This window comes from Sphingomonas sp. RS6 (genome assembly GCF_054489705.1).
Genome location: NZ_JBTMWM010000001.1, coordinates 807,529 through 827,086 on the forward strand (window position 1 = coordinate 807,529; position 19,558 = coordinate 827,086).

A 19,558-nucleotide genomic window follows, 5' to 3' on the forward strand; every position below is an offset into this window, starting at 1 on the left:
TGAATCCGCGGTGCCGCCGGCACCCGGGCTGATGCAATCGCAAGGAGCAGGTTTTGGCCACGCTTGGAATGAGCCCCGCCGAGAAGCAAGCCGTCGACGCGTTTCGCCGCGACATCGTCGAGCCGTCGATGAGCAAGCTGGTGATCATCGATTTCTGGGCCGAATGGTGCGGGCCGTGCAAGGCGCTGGCGCCCGTGCTCGACAAGGTCGCCGCCGATTATGCGGGCAAGGGCGTCGCGCTCGCCAAGGTGGACGTCGACAAGAACCAGTTCATCGCCGCGCAATTCCAGGTGCGGTCGATCCCGACCGTCTATGCGATGTTCCAGGGCCAGCTGGTCGCCGACCTGACCAGCGCGCGCACCGAATCGCAGCTGCGCACGATGCTCGACCAGATTCTGCGCCAGTTGCCGGTGCAGGGCGAGGAAGCCGCGGCCGAGGCCGAGCTGGAGCCGATGATCGAGATGGCCGAGCAGGTGCTGGGCGAGGGCGATGCGTCGCGGGCGCTGTCGATCTTCGATCAGCTCGCCGAAATGGCCCCGGGCCATGCCGCGATCGCGGCGGGCCGGGCGCGGGCGCTGACGATGCTCGGCTGCCCTGACGAGGCGCAGGCGGTGCTCGACGCGCTCGAGGGCGACGCCGCCAAGGCGCCCGAGGTGGAGCGCGCGCGCGCGGCGCTGAGCCTGGCGCGCGAGGCGCAGCCGGTCGACGACCTGTCGGCGCTGGCGGCGCGGGCGGCGGCGAATCCCGAGGACATGGACGCACGCTATGAGCTCGCCGGCGGCCAGATGGCGGCGGGCGACCGCGACGGTGCGGCCGAGACGCTGCTCGCGATGGTGCGCGACGATCGCGCCTGGAACGAGGGCGCGGCGCGGCAGCGGCTGCTCAAGCTGTTCGAGGTGGTCGGGCTGGAAGACCCGTGGGTCTCGGCGCAGCGGCGCAAGCTTTCGGCGATCCTGTTCGGATGAGCGCGCGGCGGCTTTCGGTCTTTCCGCTCGGCGGCGCGCTGCTGTTTCCGCGGATGCACCTGCCGCTGCACATTTTCGAGCCGCGCTACCGGGCGATGGTGTCCGACGCGCTGGCGCGCGACCGGCGGATCGGCATGGTCCAGCCGCGCGACGCCGGCGACCCGCCTGCGCTGTTTTCGACCGGCTGCGTGGGGCGGATCATCGACGTCGAGGCGCTGGAGGATGGACGCTACAATCTGGTGCTGGAGGGCGTGGCGCGGTTCACGATCCTGAGCGAGCTGAACGTCACGACGCCGTTCCGCCAGGTCGAGGCTGAGGTCGAGCCCGCCGACCGGATCGAGCAGCTGGCGCTGGCCGAGCGGGCGGCGCTGGAGATCGAGGCGCGGCGCTTTGCCGACGGTCTCGGCTATGCGGTCGACTGGGAAGCGGTGACGCGGCTCGACGACGAATCGCTGGTCAACGGCATCGCCCAGGTGGCGCCGTTCGATGCGGCGTCGAAACAGGCGCTGCTCGAGGCGGAGACGCTGTCGATGCGATCGGAACTGATCATCCAGCTGATGCGCTTCTTCGGCCGGCACGGCGAGGACCGGGCGACGCTGCAATAGGCGACGCGCGGGCGGCGGCGCGCGCTGCTGCCTAAAAAATGCGCAGTTCTTCGCGGCTGCACAAAAAATTCACCTTTCGGTAATATTTCCTTGCGCGGAAGCGGGCGGAAACGCGCGCTTTCTGACTTGGCACGCCCCTTGCTGAACACTCCATCGGGACAAAACGCCAAGAGGGGGCGACATGAAGCTCATCATCGCCATCATAAAACCGTTCAAGCTGGACGAGGTGCGCGAGGCGCTCACCGCCGTCGGCGTGACCGGCATGACCGTGACCGAAGTGAAGGGCTTTGGCCGCCAGAAGGGGCAGACCGAAATCTATCGCGGTGCCGAATACAGCACCAACATGGTTCCCAAGATCAAGATCGAAGCGGCGGTGGCTGGGGACCTCGCCGATCGTGCGGTCGAGGCGATCCAGACGGCCGCGAGCACCGGCGCGATCGGTGATGGCAAGATTTTCGTCCTCGACATGGGTCAGGCCGTGCGGATCCGCACGGGCGAGACCGACGAGACGGCGCTGTGATGAAGGGGGTCCAGATGAAGACTGCATCGAAATTGGCTGCCGTCGCCGGTCTTTCGGCGTTCGTGGCCGCGCCGGCCTGGGCGCAGGAAGCCGCCGCGGCGACCGTCGACAAGGGCGATACCGCCTGGATGATGACGTCGACGCTGCTCGTGCTGATGATGATCGTGCCGGGCCTGGCGCTGTTCTATGGCGGCTTGGTCCGCACCAAGAACATGCTGTCGGTGATGACGCAGGTCGGCGCGGCGGCTGCGCTCGCGATGATCCTGTGGATCATGTACGGCTACACCATGGCGTTCGGCCCCGATAACAGCGGGTTCATCGCCAACTTCATCGGCACGTTCGACAAGGCGTTCCTGAAGGGCGTGACGGCGGCGAGCAATGCCGCGACGTTCACCGCGGGCGTCGAGATCCCCGAATATGTGTTCATCTGTTTCCAGATGACCTTCGCCGCGATCACGATCGCGCTGGTGCTGGGTTCGGTGGTCGAGCGGATCAAGTTCTCCGCCGTGATGGTGTTCGCGGTCGTCTGGCTGACGATCGTCTATTTCCCGATCGCGCACATGGTGTGGGCAGCGACCGGCGTGTTCTTCAAGGCGGGCGCGCTCGATTTCGCCGGCGGCACCGTGGTGCACATCAACTCGGGCATCTCGGCGCTGGTCGCCTGCGTGATCCTGGGCAAGCGCCTGGGCTATCCGACCGAGCGGATGACGCCGCACTCGCTGACCATGACCGGCATCGGTACCGGCCTGCTGTGGGTCGGCTGGTTCGGCTTCAACGCCGGCTCGGCGCTCGAGGCCAATGGCTCGGCGGGCCTGGCGATGATCAACACCTTCGTCGCGACGGCGGCGGGCGGGCTGTTCTGGATGCTGGCCGAGCGGCTGCTGGGCCACAAGGGTTCGGCGCTGGGCTTCTGCTCGGGCATCATCGCCGGCCTCGTCGCGGTGACGCCGGCGGCGGGCAACGCATCGCCCTTCGGTTCGGTGCTGCTCGGCGCGGTCGCTTCGGTGATCTGCTTCCTCGCGGTGTCGAAGCTCAAGCCGGCGCTCGGCTATGACGACGCGCTCGACACGTTCGGCATCCACGGCGTGGGCGGCATCGTCGGCGCGATCGGCACGGCGATCGTCAACGACGCGGCGTTCGGCGGCCCCGGCAACGGCGGCAAGGCACTGGGCGAGCAGCTGATCGTGCAGATCGAGGCGGTCGCGGCGACCGTGGTGTGGGCGGCGATCGGCACGCTGATCGCGGTCTATGTCGCCAAGGCGGTCACCGGGCTGCGGGCCAGCGAAGAGAGCGAGCGCGAAGGGCTCGACCTCGCTGACCATGGCGAGCGCGCCTATAATTACTGACGAGATCGGGCACCGCGCGACCGGTTCGCGCGGTGCCCCACCGAGGTTCCTCCTGCGGACAACTGGGCCGGTGGGCAACCACCGGCCCTTCTTTTTGCGTCTGGCGCTCGAGTGGGGGGCGCCGGCTTCGCGCTTCAGACGGGTTGCGAGTGCGCGTCGGACGACGGGCTGGAGGCGGGCGGCGATGCGGGCGGCATGGCGTGCGCGGTGCCGTGTCGCGGCGCCCGGGCGAGCCAGCGCGCGCGGATCGCCTCCGCCGTCTCATGCTTGCCGTCATGGCGCCAGCCGGGCGGCGCGGCGACGATGCGCCAGCGTGTCCGCCAGTCCGGTGCGCGCCACAGATCGCGGGCGATGCCGACCCATTCGTGGACGACCGCCCAGAGCAGGTTGAAGCTGCCGAGATCGTGGACAAGGCCATAGCGCGGGCGATCGTCGTCGCGCTCGGGCTCGAACGTGCCGAGCAGCCGATCCCAGACGATGAACACCCCGGCATAGTTGCGATCGAGATAGCGCGGATTGGTGGCATGATGGACGCGGTGATGCGACGGCGTGTTCATCACCGCTTCGAACCAGGCGGGCATCCGCCCGATCGCTTCGGTGTGGATCCAGAACTGGTAGATCAGGTTGAGCGCGGCGACGAAGAAGATCATCGCCGGCGGAAAGCCGATCAGGAACAGCGGCAGCCGGAAGACGAAGCTGACGCTGATGAAATGCGTCCAGGTCTGCCGCAGCGCGGTCGACAGGTTATAATGCTGGCTCGAATGATGGACGACATGGCTGGCCCAGAACCAGCGCACCCGGTGTCCGGCGCGGTGATAGACATAATAAGCGAAGTCATCGAGCACGAAGGCGATGATCCACCAATACCAGGCATAGCCGATGTCGAGCAGGCGGAACTGCCACACCGCCATCGCGATCGCGAACACCGCGCCGGTGGTGACGAGGCCGGTGACGGTGCTGCCGAGGCCGAGCAGCAGCGAAATGAGCGTATCGCGCGGACAATAGCGGCGCGGATCGCGCCGGCGCGCGACGAACATCTCGACGAGGATCAGCAGCACAAAGGCCGGGATCGCATAATTGACCGGATCGGGCAGCTCAGACATGCGGCGCCTGCTTCGCTAACAGGCTTGTCAGTAACGCCGCTTCGGCCCCCGTTTCAAGCGTGATCGCGAACGCCGGGGCGAAGGGCTCATCGGGCGCGAGCACGATGGTGCGGCCGTCGGATCGCGGGGCGAGCGGCGGCGATGCCCGCCGCGCGACGATGCCCGCGCCGTGGACGCGGAGCAGCACGACGCTGTCGTCCGCGCCGGTGATCACCGCCGAGCCATGGTCCGCCGAGAGCCAGGCGCGGGTGGCGGCGAAGTCCGCAAAGTGCGCCTCCGCAGCTTCGCAAGCCGCGACCGCGCTGGCGATCGTGCCGCCGCCAAGGCCGAGCCGCCGCGCCGTCCATGCGAGCGCCAGCACCGCGGCCAGCGACCCGACGAACAGCGCGAGCGCGTTCATTTCACGGCGGAAAGCTGCTCAAGCGCAGGCCGGATCGCCGACAGGTCATAGCCGGCCGCTGCCGCCTTGGCGATCAGCGTATCGGGATCGTCGCCGCGACGCGCCGATGCCAGCGCCCAGAGGTTGCACGAGCGCGTGCCCGAGCGGCAATAGGCCAGCACAGGGCCATCGGCTTCGGCGAGTGCGGCGTCCATCGCCTCGACCTGCGCCATCGAAAAGCCGCCGGGCGTCACCGGAATCGCCGCATAGCCGAGCCCCGCGGCAGCGGCGGCGGCAGCGATCGCGTCGCCCGAGGGCTGGCCCGACTCCTCGCCCTCGGGGCGGTTGTTGATGATATAGGTGAAGCCGGCCGCCGCGAGCGCCGCGACATCGTCCGGCAGGATCTGGGGCGAAACCGAAATCCGGTCGTCGATCATCTTGGGCACGGCATCCTCCTCCTCGCTGGAACGGGTTTCCTAGCGCAAGATCGCGATGCCGCCAAAGAAATGCCAGCCCGGGCGCCCTGGCTTAGCGGCACCCGGGCTGCTGCCGTCAGGCGAGCGCGAGTCGGCGGCGGCGCGTGCGCATCGCAGCGCCGGCGAAGCCCAAGCCGCCGATCAGCATCGCCCATGCCGCCGGTTCCGGCACCGCACCACCGGCGGGAACGGCCAGGCCGGGGCCTGAAATGTCCAGCGTCCACGCGCCGACATCCTCGTTGCCGAACCCGGTGACGATCGCGAAATAGGAGGTGCCAGCCATCAGGTTTGCCGTAAGCCCGGAGAATCCAATGTTGGGGAAATCATCGTTTGCGACCAGGATGTTCTGCAGCCCGTTCGCCGGATCGAACGCACCCGTGTAGAGGCCGAGAAACGTGTCCCAGTGGAAGGGATCGGTGCCTTCCAGCAGAAAGTCGTAATCGCCATCGGCGGTAACCTCGAACGCGAGCGCCTGATAATGAACCGCGGTGCCCACGAGTGAGAGGGCGTCTGGCGGCGAGCCGGACAGTGTCCGGTTGAAGGTGGGGTCAGACAGGCTGGTGGTGCCGGTGAACGTTTGTGCCGTGGCCGGCGCAGCCATCAGGATGGCGGCAAGCGCGAAAATCATGCTACGCATCATTGTCCCCTCAAATAGAGCAAAGTCGACCGGTACATGTGCCTGAGTCGAGTTTTCACTCACGCGAAGGATGATGACAATATTGCGGATCGTCAACGCGATACCGCAACTTGGTGACGTTTGTTCGATTGCAGGACTTTAATGTTGGCGGATCACCGCGAGAAACTCGTCGCCATAAGCATCGAGCTTGCGCGCGCCGACGCCCGAGAGGCGGCCAAGATCGGCGAGCGTCGCCGGTCGTGCGAGCGCCATGTCGCGCAGGACCGAATCGTGGAAGATCACATAGGGCGGCAGCCCGGTTTCCTGCGCGATCTCGCGGCGTTTGGCGCGCAATGCCTCGAACAGCGGATCGCCGACCGGATTAGCCTCGCCGCCCGCCCCGCGCCGGCGCCGCGCGCGCTTTGGCGGGAGGACGAGCGCGAGCGTTGCCTCGCCCTTCAGGATGCGGCGCGCCTCGGGGCCGAATTCGAGGCCGCCATGTTCGTTGGCGCGCAGCGCGTCGCGCAGCAGCAGCGCGCGCGAGACCGGCTTGAGCAGCGCCGCTTCCTCGCCCTCGACGATGCCGAATACCGACAGCGCCTCATGCCCGTTCGACCGGCTGCGGTCGCTCGACTGGCCGGTGAGGATGCTCTCGATATAGCCGGTGCCGAACAACATGCCGGTGCGGAACACCGCCGAGAGGAATTTCTGCGCGGTGACGGTCGCGTCGATCGCGGCGGGTGGCGAGAGGCAATTGTCGCAATTGCCGCAAGCCTCGGGCGGGGCCTCGCCGAAATGCTTGAGCAGGATGCGGCGGCGGCACCCGGCGGTCTCGACAAGCGCACCGAGCGCGCCCAGCCGGGTGCGCTCGCCCGCCTGGCGCGCAGGCTCGACCTCGCCGATCCGCTGGCGGGCGCGAGCGAAATCATCGGCACCCCAGAACAGATGCGCGACCGCCGGATCGCCGTCGCGCCCGGCGCGGCCGGTTTCCTGATAATAGGCCTCGATCGACTTGGGCAGCCCGGCATGGGCGACGAAGCGCACATCGGGCTTGTCGATCCCCATGCCGAACGCGACGGTGGCGACGACCACCATGTCCTCGCTGGCGACGAACGCCGCCTGGTTGCGGCGGCGGACGGCGGGATCGAGCCCGGCATGATAGGGGAGCACCGGCCGCCCGGTTTCGCCCGCCAGCTTCTCGGCGAGCTTTTCCACCCCCATCCGCGTCTGGGCATAGACGATGCCGGGGCCGGGATTGTCGCGCACCACATCGATGATCTGGCGCGTCGTGTTTTCACGCGGGGCGATCGAATAGCGGATGTTCGGCCGATCGAAGCCGGCGACGATCAGCCCGTCCTCGGGAATGCCGAGCTGTTCGAGGATGTCGGCGCGGGTGTGCGCGTCCGCCGTCGCGGTGAGCGCGAGGCGCGGCACATCGGGGAAGCGATCGAGCAGGGGCCTGAGCAGCCGGTAATCGGGGCGGAAATCATGCCCCCATTCGGAGACGCAATGTGCCTCGTCGATCGCGAACAGGCTGAGCGGTGCCTGGGTGAGCAGGTTGCGGAACCCCTCGTTCGAGGCGCGTTCGGGGGCGACATAGAGCAGGTCGAGGTCGCCGGCGCGGAACCGCTCGATCGTCTCGGCGCGGTTTTCGTCGACGCTGGTGAGCGTGGCGGCGCGGATGCCCACCGCCTCGGCGGCGCGGAGCTGATCGTGCATCAGCGCGATCAGCGGGCTGACGACGACGCAGGTGCCCTCCAGCATCACCGCCGGCAGCTGATAGGTGAGCGACTTGCCCGCGCCGGTGGGCATCACCGCGAGCGTGCGTGCGCCCGCCAGCACGCGATCGACCACCGACGCCTGGACGCCCCGGAAGGCATCGAAGCCGAAGACCCGGCGGAGCTGTTCGATCGGATTGCCCGGCATTCGCCGCACCTAGCCGCCGGACGGGGCGCCTGTCGAGCAACTGTTAACGATTGCACGGATAGAGGGGGCATCTCGCCGGGGGGCGTGTCGCGTAAAGGGAAGCCAGCAATGTCGTTCGAAACCCCCGACGAAGCCCGCCGTGTCGCCGAGCTGAAGGGCTATGGCGTGCTCGATACGCCCAACGAGGCCGAATTCGACGCGATCGTGCGCGAGGCGGCGGCGGCGCTGGGCGTGCCGATCGCGCTGATTTCGCTGATCGACGAGAACCGGCAATGGTTCAAGGCGCGCGTGGGGCTGGAGCCGCAGGAGACGCCGCGATCGATCTCGTTCTGCACGCATGCGATCCACGGCGGCGATGTGTTCGTGGTGAACGATGCCAGCGCTGACCCGCGATTCGCCGAAAACCCGCTGGTGACCGGCGATCCCAATATCCGCTTCTACGCCGGCGCGCCGCTGCGCACGCCGACGGGACGGCGGATCGGGACGCTTTGCGTGATCGACCGGCTGGCGCGCGGGCGCATGACCGACGAGGACAAGGCCCGGCTGGCGCAACTCGCCGAGAAGACGATGGAGGCGCTGGAGCGCCGCCGCCAGAGGCTCAACGCCGCCGACGCAGCCTGACGCGAAACGAACACCCACAGTTTTCACAGGATACACCCTTGCCGCTGCCCCCCATGATCCGGCAAAGCGGCCGCGATGACCGTCAGCGTGGACATGGGCGTCGACGGCACGGGCAGCCCCGTGCCGGTCGATCTGGAAGAGTTGCTCGCCACCCGGCTGCTCGTCCAGGGCAATTCGGGATCGGGCAAGTCGCACCTGCTGCGCCGCCTGCTCGAACAGTCGGCCGGCCATGTGCAGCAGGTGGTGATCGATCCCGAGGGCGATTTCGTGACGCTTTCGGATCGCTACGGCCATCTCGCGATCGAGGCGGTGGCGCATAGCGAGCGCGACGTCGCGCGCTTTGCGGCGCGCATCCGCGAGCATCGCGCCTCGGTGGTGCTGAGCCTCGAAGGGCTGGAGGCCGAGGGGCAGATGCGCTGCGCCGCCACCTTCCTCAACGGCCTGTTCGATGCGCCGCGCGACCATTGGTATCCGGCGCTGGTGGTGGTCGACGAGGCCCAGCTGTTCGCGCCCTCGGGCGGCGGCGAAGTGGCGGAAGAGGTGCGCCGCGCCTCGCTTTCCGCGATGACCAACCTGATGTGCCGCGGCCGCAAGCGCGGGCTCGCGGGCGTGATCGCGACGCAGCGGCTGGCCAAGCTCGCCAAGAATGTCGCGGCCGAGGCGTCGAACTTCCTGATGGGGCGCACCTTTCTCGACATCGACATGCAGCGCGCCGCCGACCTGCTCGGCATGGAACGGCGCCAGGCGGAGAGCATCCGCGATCTGGCGCGCGGGCATTTCCTGGGCCTCGGCCCCGCAATCACGCGGCGGCCGGTGGCGATCCGCATCGGATCGGTCGAGACCAGCGCGCGCAGCTCCAGCCCCAAGCTGACCCCGCTGCCGCAGGCACCGAGCGAGGCGATCAAGGATCTGTTGCTGGCCCCTGCCGAGCCCGAATGGGTGCCGCCGGCCCCGCCGCCCGCGCCGGCCTATGCCCAGCCGGAGACCGTGCTCGAGCAGCTTGCGCGTTCGGCCCCGGCGCCGATGGAGGTCGAGCCCGATCGCGATCCCGAGGAAGTCGCCGGGCTGGTCGCCGATGTGCTGCGCGCGATCGTCGAGGACGAACAGTCGACCCTGCGATCGCCATCGGTGCTGTATCAGGATTTCCAGGTGCGCTGCCGGATGGTGGGGCTGACCCGCCCGCCGCTCGACCTTTCCGGCTTCGTCCGGCGGCTGTCTGCGGCGCGCGCGGGCATTCACGGCGATCCCGACGACGACTGGGCGCAGGCGCTGGAAGCGGCGCGGGCGCTGCCCGACGATATGCTCGGCCCGTTCCTGCTCGTCGCCAGGGCGGCGCGCGAGGGGCTGCCCTGCCCGAGCGAGACCGAGATCGCGACCAGCTATGGCACCAGCTCGCTCGGGCGCGTGCGGCGGCTGATGCAATATATCGAGAGCAAGGGGCTGTTCGTCACGCGCGTCGACCTGTCGGGCAAGCGATCGATCACGATTCCCCGGCTCGGCTGGACGACGCAGGCCTCGGACGGCTGAGCCTAGCCGCGGTGCAGCCGGGCGTTGAGCGCGAACATGCACAACGCCCAGACCGAGCCGAAGCACCAGCCGGCGAGCACGTCCGACGGCCAGTGGACGCCGAGATAGACGCGGCTGCACCCGATCAGCAGCACGAGCAGCACCGCGAGCGCAAGCAAGGTCGCGCGCGCCCAGCGGTTGGGCTGGGTCTGCGCCACCATCACGCCGAGCACCAGATAGGCGGCGGCGGAAACCATCGCATGGCCGCTGGGGAAGCTGGCGTTCGACACTTCGGCGAGGTGCGGCACCAGATCGGGGCGCGGGCGGTGGACGGCGAGCTTGAGCAGCGCGTTCAACGCCGATGCGCCGAGCAGCGAGCCGGCGAGCAGCAGCGCTTCGGCGCGCTTGCCGAACGCGAACAGGAAGGCGATGGCGCCGCTGCCGAACAGCCAGAGCACGGTGAAGCCGCCGAGCGCGCTGATGTCCGTCGCCGATTGCAGGAGCCAGCGCGGGCCGATCGGCGTCGCCAGCGCGCCGGGCTGGCGCAGGGCGAGGAGGATGCGGCCGTCGAGCGCGAAGCCCGAGGCGAGCCCGAGCAGCAGATACAGCGCGATCGCACCGAGCGAGACGCCGAGCAGGGCGAGCGCCGGCCACAGCCAGCGGCGGTTTTGCGGTTGCAGCGGATTGGCGTCGGTGGGGAGAGAATGGGGCATGCCGCGCCTTTTGCGGAGGCAGCAGCGGCGCGGCAAGTCCTGTGGCCAAGTGCCTGCGTTTCGCCGCATTGCCGTTCGACAGTTGGTGCGTTGAGGGAGAGGGCGCGGCATGTGGCGGATCATGGCGGCGATGGCGGTCGGCGGACTGGCGGCGGATGCGCCGGTGATCGAGTTCGGCCGGTCGCCGGTGCCGGCCACGATCCACGGCGTGACAGCGCATTTGCGCATCGACCCGGCGGCGCCGAGCATCCCGGTGTTCAACCCCGATTTCGCTGCGCGCGCAGGGTTCGAATCCGGCCCCTTCGGCACCCGCGCCGGGATCGGCCCGGTCAAGGTGCCGGGCAAGTCGGCGGTGGTGCGGCTCGACCTTGGACGGGGTGAATTCAAGCGGCGCGTCACCTGGTTCGCCGCGCCGTTCGAGCACGATGCGGACGGCGCGATCGGCCCCGGCGGGCTGCCCGATCCGCGCATCCTGTTTCGCCTGCGCCCCGATCGCTCCGACGATGTCGCCGCCAGCTTCCCATTGGCTGATTGGGGCTATAGCGGCCTCGGGATCGAATTGCCGGTCGGGGGTGAGACGATGCGAATCGCCTTCGCGCCCTTTCGCGCGGAGACGCTGGCGACGGCAGGGGCGGGCGCCGCGCTCGCTGCGGCCCGTGGCGGGGGCTTCGATGGCGCGCCGCACCACATGATGATCAAGCTCGATATCGAACGCCCGGTGCGCCACCTGGCGCTCGCGCGTCCGCTGGCGATCGGCCCGCTGCAACTGGGCGGCATGATGGTGCGCACCGGCGATTTCGGCTCGGCCGCGAGCATCCCCGACGGCGATCAGGACCCCGACGAAATCGTCGTCACCGGAAAGGGCAAGGGGAAGCGGCGGCTGGCCTTGTCGATCGGTGCCGACTTACTCTCGCGCTGCGCCTCGATCCTCTACGATAAGCCCGCGAAACGTCTGACAATGCGTTGCAGTCGCGCCTGAGCGCTGGTGCCGGCAAGGAGGAAAGCTGGATGCCCCGTGAGGATTCGAACCTCAATTGACGGAGTCAGAGTCCGTAGTCTTACCTTTAGACGACGGGGCACCGGTCAGGTCGCGCCGAATAGGGCGGTGCGGGCGCCGTGTCAACGCCGCAATCGGCGGTCGCCTTGCTCTTGACGGCGGGCTGGGCTAGCTTGGCACTCAAGCACCGGTCGAGCCGTTTTGGCCCGATGACGGAAGAACATAAGAGAGTTTGAAGCGATGGGGGATGGCTCCGCCAGAATACCCCGCGGGCAGCGTAGCGTCGCCGCCCGCCCCGTGCCGCCGATTCCGGCGGGGAAGAGCGCCGGAAGCCGCTGGTCCGATCCGCGCCACTATGCCGCGCTGGATCTGGGGACCAACAATTGCCGGCTGCTGATCGCGCGGCCGCAGGGCGGCGGTTTTGCCGTGATCGATGCCTTTTCGCGAATCGTGCGGCTGGGCGAAGGGCTGGCGACCACCGGCCGGCTGTCCGACGCGGCGATCGAACGAACGCTGGCGGCGCTGCGGATCTGCGCCGAGAAGCTGAAGCGGCGCCATGTCGCGCTCGCCCGATCGGTGGCGACGCAGGCGTGCCGCCAGGCCGCGAATGGCGCCGAGTTCATTGACCGCGTCTATCGGGAAACCGGAATCGCGCTCGACATCATCACCGCCGAGGAAGAGGCGCGGCTTGCGGTGCTCGGCTGCCATGCATTGCTCGAGCCCGGCGACGGGCCGGCGCTGGTGTTCGACATCGGCGGCGGATCGACCGAGCTGGTGCTGGTCGATTCGCACGCGCCGGTGCCGCACATCCTCGACTGGCACAGCGCGCCCTGGGGCGTCGTCTCGCTCACCGAGGCGACCGCGGCCGGCACCGGGGCGGCGCGCGATGCGGCGCGCGCGGCGATCTATGCCGACATGCGCGCGCGGGTGCGCGAAAGCTTCGCGCCGTTCGTCGCCCGGCTGCGCCCGCCGCGCGGCACCCCGCGCCTGCTCGGCACCAGCGGCACGGTGACGACGCTGGCGAGCGTGCATCTGGGCCTGACGTCCTATGATCGCTCGGCGGTCGACGGGCTGATCGTGCCCAGCGCGGCGATGCGCGAGGTGAGCCGCCGGATCGCGACGATGAGCATGAAGGAGCGCAGCGAAGTGCCGTGCATCGGCAATGAACGCGCCGATCTGGTCACCGCCGGCTGCGCGATTCTCGAATCGATCCTGGACATCTGGCCGGCCGAGCGGCTGGGCATCGCCGACCGGGGCATTCGTGAAGGCATTTTGCGGCGGCTGATCGGCGGCGCCGCGTTATGAGGATCTGGGCATGAGCAGGGGTGGAGGGCGCGGCCATGTTCGCGTGCGCACGGCGCGGGGACGGACGGCGCAATCGACGCGCTGGCTCGAGCGGCAGCTGAACGATCCCTATGTCAAGCGCGCGCGGGCCGAGGGCTATCGCAGCCGCGCGGCGTACAAGCTGACCGAGCTCGACGAGAAATTCGGGTTTCTGAAGGGTGCGAAGCGTGTGGTCGATCTGGGCGTGGCCCCGGGCGGCTGGACGCAGGTGGTGCGCCGCGTGCTGCCCAAGGCGGCGGTCGTCGGCATCGACCTGTTGCCGGTCGATCCGATCGAGGGCGCGACGCTGCTCCAGATGGATTTCATGGACGATGCCGCGCCCGATCGCCTGATCGAGGCGCTGGGCGGCGCGCCGGACCTGATCCTGTCCGACATGGCGGCGAACACCGTCGGCCACCCGCAGACCGATGCGCTGCGCACGATGGGGCTGGTGGAAACCGCGCTCGATTTCGCGATCCAGACGCTCGAGCCGGGCGGCGATTTTGTCGCCAAGGTGTTCGCCGGCGGCGCCGATTCGGCACTGGTGGCCGAGATGAAGCGCAATTTCGCGACGGTGAAGCACGCCAAGCCGCCGGCCAGCCGCAAGGGATCGGTCGAATGGTATGTGGTGGCGCAGGGCTTCAAGGGGCGCAGCGCGCCCGACGCCGATTGAGGCATCCCGCCCCGGCCGGCCGGAAAGCGGGCATGGCAAGCCGATGACCGCCCGCCGCAATCGCCCGCCTTATCGAGAGGCGCTTGCCCGCAGCGGCGTGATCGAACGGCTGGCAGCCCATGATCCCCACGTTGCGGGGACGCCGCCCCTGGGCCTCGACCTGCCCGGGAGCGACATCGACATCCTGTGCCATGCGCCCAACCCGCTCGCCTTTGCCGATTCGGTGTGGCGCGCCTGTCGCGATCGGCCGGGCTTCGCGATGTGGCAATGGCAGGGCAGCGACCGGCCCGTCGTCGCGCGCTTTCGCTTCGCCGGCTGGGTGTTCGAACTGTTCGGCCAGGCGCGGCCGGTGGCGGCGCAGATCGGCTGGCGGCATTTCTGCATCGAGCAGCGCCTGCTCGCGCTGGGCGGCGAGGAATTTCGCGCGGCGGTGATGGCGCGCCGGCGGGCGGGCGCCAAGACCGAACCCGCCTTTGCGCAGGTGCTGGGACTGACCGGCGATCCCTATGCCGCCTTGCTCGACCTCGAGCCGCTCGACGATGCCGTGCTGCGCGCGTTGATCGGCGGCTAAACAAAAAGGGCCGGCGTTTCCGCCAGCCCCTTTTGGGTCGTCGGGTCGAAGGCCGATCAGCCTTCGTAATCGCCGCCCATATTCTGGTTACGCGGCGGCGCGGCGGCGGTGAGGCGCAGGGCTTCGGCCTGGGCCGCGATCGAGCCGACCTCGTCCGGCGCATCCTCATCGTCGATGCGGACGCGCTGCAGGCTGGAGACGACCGCTTCCTCGAGATGATCGGGGCGGATCGTCTCTTCGGCGATCTCGCGCAGCGCGACGACCGGGTTCTTGTCGCGATCGCGATCGAGCGTCAGGTCGGCACCGCCCGAAATCTGCCGCGCGCGCTGAGCCGCGAACAGGACCAGATCGAACCGGTTGGGGATCTTGTCGACGCAATCCTCGACTGTGACGCGCGCCATCTACGCTTCCTTGGATTAATGGTGTCCGGGAAAGAACGGCGGACTTAGGCGGGGCGGCGGCGATTGTCAAGAAATCCGCGGGGCCGGTGCCCGACGAACCCGAAGCGCGCGTCGACCGTTGCACAGGCGAACGCCCAGGAGCCCCGAACGCCGATGTCGCCCCACCGCCATGCCGCGCCGCTTGCAGCAACGCCCCAACCCGGCCATCACGGCGCGATGGCGACGCTGTCCCAGCCCGGATTCATGGTCGACGGAAACCGGCTGACGCTGATCACCGAAGGGCCGGAGCGGCTCGATGCGCTGCTGGCGCTGATCGGCGGCGCGACGCGGACGTTGCGCATGCTCTATTACATCTATGTCGATGACGATGCCGGTGCCGCGGTCCGCCAGGCGCTGATCGAGGCGGCAGCGCGCGGCGTGCGCGTCCACCTGATCGTCGACGGGCTGGGCAGCGAACATGCCCAGAGCCGGCATTTCTTCGAGCCGCTGGAGACGGCTGGGGTCGAAGTGTGCCGGTTCGTGCCGCGCTGGGGCCGGCGCTATCTGCTGCGCAATCACCAGAAGCTGGCGCTGGCCGACGAGGCGCGCGTCATCATCGGCGGCTTCAACATCGAGGACAGCTATTTCGGCACCACCGCCGATCATGCGTGGCGCGACCTGGGGCTGCTGGTCGAGGGGCCGGCCGCCGAGCGGCTGACCGGCTATTTCGATGCGCTCGCCGCCTGGGCGAAGCGACCGCGCGCGTCGCTGCGGGCGCTGGGCCGGACGCTGAAGAAATGGAGCGAGCCGGACGGCAAGGCGCGCTGGCTGCTCGGCGGGCCGATGCAGCGGCTGTCGCCCTGGGCGCGGGTGGTGAAGCACGACATGGACCGGGCCGGGCGGCTCGACCTGATCGCCGCCTATTTCGCGCCGAGCCCGGCGATGCTGCGGCGGCTCGACAGGGTGGGGCGGCGCGGGCGGGCGCGGCTGGTGCTGCCGGCGAAGCTCGACCATACGGCTGCGATCTGGGCGGCGCGCTTCACCTATGCGGGGCTGCTGCGCAAGGGCGTGGAAATCCACGAATATCAGCCGACAAAGCTGCACACCAAGCTCTATGTGATCGACGATGTCGTCCATATCGGCTCGGCCAATTTCGACATCCGCAGCATGTTCCTGAACCTGGAGCTGATGCTGCGCGTGGCCGATCCGGCGTTCGCGGCCTATGTCCGCCGCTACGTCGATGGCGAGGTCGCGCAATCCGAGCGGATCACGCCGGCGCTTTACCGCGAGCGCACCGGATGGTGGGTGCGGGTGAAGCAGTTCGCCGCCTATTTCGTGATGGCGGTGCTCGATTATAACGTCACGCGCCGGCTGAACTTCGGCGCCAAGGGGCCGGTGGAGCTTTAGGCGGGTTCGAGCGGGGCGACGTCGACGGAAACGTGCATATTCTGCGCGCCCGAGCCGAGGACGATGCCGTCGATCGGGGCGATATCGGCATAGTCGCGGCCGATCGCCATGACGATATGGTCCTCGGCCATCCAGATGCCGTTGGTGGGATCGACGCCGACCCAGCCGAGATCGGGGCCGCACCACAGGAGCACCCAGGCGTGCGTCGCATCGGCGCCGACCAGCCGCGGCTGGCCCGGCGGCGGCAGCGTGCGCAGATAGCCCGAGACATAGGCGGCGGGCAGCCCCGCGGCGCGCAGGCCGGAGAGCATGATCTGCGCGAAATCCTGGCAGACGCCCCCCCGCTTGGCGAAGGCTTCGTGCGGGGGCGTATCGACCAGGGTCGCGGTGGGATCGAAGGCGAAGTCGCGCTGGATGCGGCGGGCGAGGGCGATGCCGGCGTCGAGGATGCCGCGATCGGGCGCGAGCTCCTCGACACACCAGGCAGCGATGTCGCGATCGAGCGGGATCAGCGGCGAGGGGAAGAGATAGGCGGCGGGGCCGGCGGGCGTCGGATCGCGGCTGTCGCGGGCGAGCGCGGCGATTTCGGCGATTGTCGGATCGCCCGGCGCGGGGATCGGGATCGGCCGGTCGACCCGGATGCGCGCGCTGCTTTCGATCGTCAGGCTGTTGGCGTCATCCTCCACCACCAGCCGCACGACATTGGCGAGCCCGGCCTCGGCCCGCGCCGGATAGGTGCGGCCGCCGGGCTGGATGCTCAGCGCATAATCCTCGATCATCTGGCCCGACCAGAGGATCGGCTTCAGCCGCAGGTTGCAGCGCGCGAAGGCGACGGGCTGGGCATAGTCGAACCGCGTCACATGGCGGATGCGGTAGAGCATCATGCGAGGACGAGCCCGGCGGCGCGCAGCGGCTCGGCGCCGTGGAGGAAATAGCGGCGGGCGACCGCGTCGGAGAGGCGCCACAGCCGCGACTGGAGATCGGCGAGCCAGGCATCGTCGATCGCGGTGGCGCGCGCCGTCACCAGCGTGGCGGCGATTGCGCGCGCCTGTTCCTGCTGTGGCTCGGCCAGCCCGTCGTCGGAGAGCACCGGCAACGCGTTGAGATGCGCCGAGATCGCCGCCGCCTGAAAGGCGAGCCCGCGCGGATTGCCGGGATCGAGCGCGAGCAGATCGAGCACCGGGACGCGCGCCATGCCGGTGAGATAGCGCTGGCGATAGCTGATCTGGCTGTCGGCAAGGTCGAGCAGCGTCGAGAGGTCGTCGGCGGTGGCCGCCGGCCCACCCAGCGCGCGCAGGAAGCCGATCGTCGCCAGCGCGCGCTCGATCCGACGGCCGAGATCGTGGAAGCGCCACGCATCGGTGCGGCCCATATGCTCGGCCGCCTGGCCGGCGAGCGCCGAATAGCGCCGCTGGAGCGAGCCGGCGCGATCGAGCAGCACGCCGCGTTCGGGGAAGGGCGCATCGAGCAGCCGGATCATGTCCGCCGACAGCCGATCGCGCGATACGTCGCCGATCGAGCGCGCCTGGCGGTTGATCGCGCGGACGCTGGTGAAACCCTCGGTCGATTCGAGCGCGGTGCGGGCGAGCTGGGTCAGATCCTGCCGCTTGAGCCCGCGCGGGGCGGGCGCGGCGCCGGCGGCGACGACCAGCCGGGCGAGCCGGTCCACCGTGTCGGCGGCGAGCGCCGCGCCGGTATCCGCGCTGATCGAATGGCCGAGCAGCACGCGCAGCACCGAAAGCAGCGCCTCGCCGCGCTCCAGATAGCGGCCGAGCCAGAACATATTGTCCGCCACGCGGCTGGGCAGCGTGCCGGGATTGCGGCGCAGCTGGGTCGAATCGCCCGAGGGCAGGAGCGAGACCGGCGCGACCGGATCGGGCCCGTGGATGCAGACATCGGCCGACCAGCTGCCCTCGCCCATCACCGCGGCGCGGGCATCGGCATGTTCGCCGATCCGGGCAAAGCCGCCGGGGAGCACGGTCCAGCGTCCATCGGCATCGCGCGCGGCGAAGACGCGCAGCGTGAAGGGGCGGGGGACGAGCCGATCCTCGGCGACGAACGGCATCGTCGAGAGGTGGACGATTTCCTGCCCGACATAATCCTGCGGCCGGCGCGTCATATCGTCGCCGAGCGCCGCGCGCGCCGCCGGATCGAGCTGCGCGCCGAGCACCGCCTTGCCGCCGGGCAGCCCGAGCGGCGCGACGCCAAAGGCCGGCGCGACCAGCATGGAATCGAGATTGGCGAGGACCTGGCTCGCCTCGACCGGCTGGCCGCACCACCAGGTGGCGATGTTGGGCAGGCGCAAGGGCTCGCCGAGCAGGACCTGGGCGAGGCCAGGCAGGAAGGCGGCGAAGGCGGGTGCCTCGAGCAGGCCGGCGCCGGGCGCATTGGCGATCACGACATTGCCGGCGACCGTCGCGTCGATCAGGCCGGCGACGCCGATCGTCGAGTGCGAATCGAGCGCGAGCGGATCGAGGTAGCGCGGATCGAAGCGGTGCCACAGCGCATCGATGCGCTTCAGCCCGGCGATGGTGCGGACATAGACGCGATCGTCGAGCACCGCGAGATCGGCGCCCTCGACGAGCAGAAAGCCGAGATAACGGGCGAGATGCGCCTGTTCGGCATAGCTGGCGGTGAAGCGGCCGGGGGTGAGCAGCGCCATGCGCGGTTCGGCGCGCTGGCAGGCGGCGGCGATACCGTCGCGAAAGGCGGCGAAGAAGGGCGCGTGGCGCTCGATGTTGAGCCGGCCCTGCAGTCCGCCGAGCGTGCGCGCGATCGCCAGCCGGTTTTCCAGCGCATAGCCGGCGCCGGCGGGCGCGCGGAGATGGTCCGCCAGCACGCGCCAATGGCCGTCGGGGCTGCGGCACAGATCGAATGCGGCGAACTGGAGATGATGCCCGCCCGGCGGCGTGAGATGGGTGAGCGGGCGCAGGAAGAAGGGGCTGCCGGTGAGCAGCGCGGCGGGCAGATGCCCGTCCGCCACCAGCTGCGCCGGGCCGTAAAGATCGCGCAGCAGCCGCTCCATCAGCTCGGCACGCTGGGCGACGCCGGCTTCGATGCCGCGCCATTCGGCCTGATCGATCAGCAGCGGCACGGGCGAGAGCGGCCAGGGGCGTTCATCGCCTTCGTCGCCGATGCGATAGCCGGTGCCGATGTCCTCGGCATGGCGATGCGCCCGTTCGCGGGCGATTGTCAGCCCGTCGCCCGAGAGGCCGGCCAGCTCCTCGAACAGCGTGTTCCAGGCATCCGCCTGCCGCGCGCGCAGCACGTCGCCCTCGGGCGCATGGCCGCAATAGTCGGCGATCCAACGATCCGCGATCATGCCCGCATCGAACAATCCCGCCTCGGCAAGGCTGGCCACAGCTGCGTCCCTTTCTCTGCGGTGGTGATGGGCGAAACCATTGTGCCATGCAACACCGGGAGATGTGCGG

20 protein-coding genes and 1 tRNA gene are annotated in these 19,558 nt (G+C 69.3%); 11 read left to right on the forward strand and 10 right to left on the reverse strand.

The window, feature by feature from the left end:
- Positions 1 to 68: 68 nt before the first annotated feature.
- From ACX40Y_RS03875 to ACX40Y_RS03890, 4 genes are all read left to right on the forward strand, one after another.
- The gene (locus tag ACX40Y_RS03875) at positions 69 to 965 is read left to right on the forward strand and encodes a tetratricopeptide repeat protein (protein WP_459118397.1); all 897 of its coding nucleotides are present in this window, start codon (positions 69 to 71) and stop codon (positions 963 to 965) included.
- Positions 962 to 1,570 (forward strand): LON peptidase substrate-binding domain-containing protein, encoded by a 609-nt coding sequence (locus ACX40Y_RS03880; RefSeq protein ID WP_459118210.1) that lies wholly within the window; start codon positions 962 to 964, stop codon positions 1,568 to 1,570. Before ACX40Y_RS03875 ends, ACX40Y_RS03880 begins: the two co-directional genes overlap by 4 nt.
- Positions 1,571 to 1,751: 181 nt before the next feature.
- Entirely contained in the window at positions 1,752 to 2,090 is a 339-nt protein-coding gene (locus ACX40Y_RS03885) for a P-II family nitrogen regulator (protein WP_459118211.1), read from the forward strand.
- Between the two features lie 14 nt (positions 2,091 to 2,104).
- The gene (locus ACX40Y_RS03890) at positions 2,105 to 3,436 is read left to right on the forward strand and encodes an ammonium transporter (protein ID WP_459118212.1); all 1,332 of its coding nucleotides are present in this window, start codon (positions 2,105 to 2,107) and stop codon (positions 3,434 to 3,436) included.
- A gap of 134 nt (positions 3,437 to 3,570) precedes the next feature.
- On the opposite strand, the gene ACX40Y_RS03895 is transcribed toward ACX40Y_RS03890, so the two are convergent.
- The 5 genes from ACX40Y_RS03895 to recQ form a co-directional block, all read right to left on the reverse strand.
- Positions 3,571 to 4,539, reverse strand: coding sequence for a sterol desaturase family protein (locus ACX40Y_RS03895; RefSeq protein WP_459118213.1), 969 nt, complete (start codon positions 4,537 to 4,539; stop codon positions 3,571 to 3,573).
- The gene (locus tag ACX40Y_RS03900) at positions 4,532 to 4,939 is read right to left on the reverse strand and encodes a hypothetical protein (RefSeq protein WP_459118214.1); all 408 of its coding nucleotides are present in this window, start codon (positions 4,937 to 4,939) and stop codon (positions 4,532 to 4,534) included. Before ACX40Y_RS03900 ends, ACX40Y_RS03895 begins: the two co-directional genes overlap by 8 nt.
- Positions 4,936 to 5,355 (reverse strand): protein tyrosine phosphatase family protein, encoded by a 420-nt coding sequence (locus tag ACX40Y_RS03905; RefSeq protein WP_459118398.1) that lies wholly within the window; start codon positions 5,353 to 5,355, stop codon positions 4,936 to 4,938. The genes ACX40Y_RS03900 and ACX40Y_RS03905 overlap by 4 nt, the downstream gene beginning before the upstream one ends.
- 115 nt (positions 5,356 to 5,470) lie before the next feature.
- Positions 5,471 to 6,127: a PEPxxWA-CTERM sorting domain-containing protein gene (locus ACX40Y_RS03910; RefSeq protein ID WP_459118215.1), complete on the reverse strand. Its 657-nt coding sequence runs from the start codon at positions 6,125 to 6,127 to the stop codon at positions 5,471 to 5,473.
- Between the two features lie 42 nt (positions 6,128 to 6,169).
- Positions 6,170 to 7,936 (reverse strand): DNA helicase RecQ, encoded by a 1,767-nt coding sequence (recQ, locus tag ACX40Y_RS03915; protein ID WP_459118216.1) that lies wholly within the window; start codon positions 7,934 to 7,936, stop codon positions 6,170 to 6,172.
- 108 nt (positions 7,937 to 8,044) lie between these two features.
- On the opposite strand from recQ, the gene ACX40Y_RS03920 reads away from it, so the two are divergent.
- Positions 8,045 to 8,557, forward strand: coding sequence for a GAF domain-containing protein (locus ACX40Y_RS03920; RefSeq protein WP_459118217.1), 513 nt, complete (start codon positions 8,045 to 8,047; stop codon positions 8,555 to 8,557).
- Positions 8,558 to 8,632: 75 nt separating this feature from the next.
- Positions 8,633 to 10,084 (forward strand): helicase HerA domain-containing protein, encoded by a 1,452-nt coding sequence (locus ACX40Y_RS03925; protein WP_459118218.1) that lies wholly within the window; start codon positions 8,633 to 8,635, stop codon positions 10,082 to 10,084.
- 2 nt (positions 10,085 to 10,086) lie between these two features.
- Here ACX40Y_RS03925 and ACX40Y_RS03930 read toward each other — a convergent pair whose 3' ends face one another.
- Complete coding sequence (locus ACX40Y_RS03930; RefSeq protein ID WP_459118219.1) at positions 10,087 to 10,776, reverse strand: phosphatase PAP2 family protein; 690 nt, start codon at positions 10,774 to 10,776, stop codon at positions 10,087 to 10,089.
- A gap of 109 nt (positions 10,777 to 10,885) precedes the next feature.
- Between ACX40Y_RS03930 and ACX40Y_RS03935 the strand changes: the two genes are divergently transcribed.
- On the forward strand, positions 10,886 to 11,755 hold the full coding sequence (locus tag ACX40Y_RS03935) for a hypothetical protein (protein WP_459118220.1): 870 nt from the start codon (positions 10,886 to 10,888) through the stop codon (positions 11,753 to 11,755).
- 26 nt (positions 11,756 to 11,781) lie between these two features.
- Here ACX40Y_RS03935 and ACX40Y_RS03940 read toward each other — a convergent pair.
- Positions 11,782 to 11,855 (reverse strand) — tRNA-Gln (locus ACX40Y_RS03940).
- Between the two features lie 158 nt (positions 11,856 to 12,013).
- Between ACX40Y_RS03940 and ACX40Y_RS03945 the strand changes: the two genes are divergently transcribed.
- From ACX40Y_RS03945 to ACX40Y_RS03955, 3 genes are read left to right on the forward strand one after another with little or no spacing between them, the layout of a single operon-like run.
- A complete protein-coding gene (locus ACX40Y_RS03945) occupies positions 12,014 to 13,078 on the forward strand; it encodes a Ppx/GppA phosphatase family protein (RefSeq protein WP_459118221.1) in 1,065 nt (354 codons plus the stop codon).
- A 10-nt stretch (positions 13,079 to 13,088) separates the two neighbouring features.
- Complete coding sequence (locus tag ACX40Y_RS03950; protein ID WP_459118222.1) at positions 13,089 to 13,769, forward strand: RlmE family RNA methyltransferase; 681 nt, start codon at positions 13,089 to 13,091, stop codon at positions 13,767 to 13,769.
- 43 nt (positions 13,770 to 13,812) lie between these two features.
- The gene (locus ACX40Y_RS03955; protein WP_459118223.1) at positions 13,813 to 14,340 is read left to right on the forward strand and encodes a DUF4269 domain-containing protein; all 528 of its coding nucleotides are present in this window, start codon (positions 13,813 to 13,815) and stop codon (positions 14,338 to 14,340) included.
- A gap of 56 nt (positions 14,341 to 14,396) precedes the next feature.
- Here ACX40Y_RS03955 and rpoZ read toward each other — a convergent pair whose 3' ends face one another.
- Entirely contained in the window at positions 14,397 to 14,741 is a 345-nt protein-coding gene (rpoZ, locus tag ACX40Y_RS03960) for a DNA-directed RNA polymerase subunit omega (RefSeq protein WP_459118224.1), read from the reverse strand.
- Positions 14,742 to 14,957: 216 nt separating this feature from the next.
- On the opposite strand from rpoZ, the gene ACX40Y_RS03965 reads away from it, so the two are divergent.
- Positions 14,958 to 16,127 carry a phospholipase D-like domain-containing protein gene (locus ACX40Y_RS03965; RefSeq protein ID WP_459118399.1) on the forward strand — a complete coding sequence of 390 codons (1,170 nt, stop codon included), beginning with the start codon at positions 14,958 to 14,960 and terminating at the stop codon, positions 16,125 to 16,127.
- On the opposite strand, the gene ACX40Y_RS03970 is transcribed toward ACX40Y_RS03965, so the two are convergent.
- Entirely contained in the window at positions 16,124 to 17,008 is an 885-nt protein-coding gene (locus ACX40Y_RS03970; RefSeq protein ID WP_459118400.1) for a transglutaminase family protein, read from the reverse strand. The two genes, ACX40Y_RS03965 and ACX40Y_RS03970, sit on opposite strands and share 4 nt — an antisense overlap.
- Entirely contained in the window at positions 17,008 to 19,488 is a 2,481-nt protein-coding gene (locus ACX40Y_RS03975) for a circularly permuted type 2 ATP-grasp protein (RefSeq protein ID WP_459118225.1), read from the reverse strand. The genes ACX40Y_RS03970 and ACX40Y_RS03975 overlap by 1 nt, the downstream gene beginning before the upstream one ends.
- Positions 19,489 to 19,558 lie beyond the last annotated feature (70 nt).